Below are 838 nucleotides of genomic sequence, written 5' to 3'. Positions count from 1 at the left end.
TGAGTACTTTACAATTGTCACTGTTTAGTTTTCAGAGCCCAAAAGCTCTGAAACTTATTTCAGTAATTAATTTACTGAAATAAGGGCAAAAAGCTATGGCTTTTTGTTGCGAACCGCAGGTTTGCTGAACCTTGAGAACTAAATAATGTATCGAAGAATGCGTTTCTAAAGAATTCTTACGAATTCTTGGAAATACGTTTTAAGAAGATGAGAACCGATAAAGAATCGAGAGATTCAAAGTCAACGGAAGTTGACTAAAATAAAGGGTAACATAATTTTCGTAAAACAATTTACGTTGATAATGCGACTCTTAGGAAAAAGGAACAATTGTTCCTAAACTCATTAGATTGTTAAGACAATCACTTTAGAAGAACTGATGATATCGAAGAAAATCGATAAATAAAATGAATAGATGCGAGCAGTACAAGGAAGACGAGTTCCGAGCAGCGGAGTTTACAAGAAACTTTAGTTTCTTTAGATAAATGAGCAGCGCAGGAAACGAAGTCTGACACAGTAATGCGAAGCATACAGACATTTTAGAGGTCAAGCTACTAAGAGCATAGGGTGAATGCCTTGGCACCAGAAGGCGATGAAGGACGTGACAAGCTGCGAAAAGCTGCGGAGAGGCGCAAATAGCCATTGACCCGCAGATATCCGAATGGGGGAACCCGGCCGAGTTAAACACTCGGTCATCGTTACATGAATACATAGTGTAACGAGGGCATACGTTGGGAACTGAAACATCTAAGTACCAACAGGAGTAGAAATCAAAAGAGATTCCGTAAGTAGTGGCGAGCGAAAGCGGATTAGCCCAAACCAGGTGATAGCAATATCACCT

At 39.7% G+C, this 838-nt stretch carries 1 rRNA gene; it reads left to right on the top strand.

What is annotated here, in order from left to right:
- Positions 1-541 precede the first annotated feature (541 nt).
- A 23S ribosomal RNA gene (locus CTER_RS28590) occupies positions 542-838 on the top strand; the annotation flags it as partial.

Origin of the sequence: Ruminiclostridium cellobioparum subsp. termitidis CT1112, from assembly GCF_000350485.1 — a bacterium.
GTDB classification, from domain to species: Bacteria; Bacillota; Clostridia; order Acetivibrionales; family DSM-1351; genus Ruminiclostridium; species Ruminiclostridium termitidis.
Note: the sequence above shows the minus strand (reverse complement) of the source record. Positions and strands in the feature narration are given on the sequence as shown.